Origin of the sequence: Salmonella sp. SAL4457, from assembly GCF_046548235.1 — a bacterium.
Taxonomy (GTDB): domain Bacteria; phylum Pseudomonadota; class Gammaproteobacteria; order Enterobacterales; family Enterobacteriaceae; genus Salmonella; species Salmonella enterica.
This window is the reverse complement of record NZ_JBGDZO010000869.1, coordinates 1-255: the sequence shown is the minus strand read 5'-3', so window position 1 is coordinate 255 and position 255 is coordinate 1. Positions and strand designations below refer to the sequence as shown.

The following is a 255-nucleotide window of genomic DNA, read 5'->3' as shown; positions in this document are numbered from 1 at the left end:
CTCCACCGCCGCGTCGTAGCCGGCCGCCGCCTCGCCCAACTGCGAACGCAGGCGGCCGCCGTCGAAGATCGGCAGGGTCACCGCCGGGCCGGCGCTGTAGGTGTACTTGGCGCTGCGGAAGAACTCCAGCATGCCGCCGCCGACGGCACTGAAGCCGACCGAGGCCATCTGGTCGACGTTGGGGTAGAAGTCGGCGCGCGCCACGTCCACGCCCTTGGCCAGGGCGGCGACCTGCCAGCGGCGGGCGACCACATC

At 72.9% G+C, this 255-nt stretch carries 1 protein-coding gene; it reads right to left on the bottom strand.

Translation table 11 applies throughout. The features are described 5' to 3' along the window. On the bottom strand, positions 1-255 hold a 255-nt coding region (locus ACLJNW_RS26670), incomplete at both ends, for a TolC family protein (RefSeq protein ID WP_410961577.1).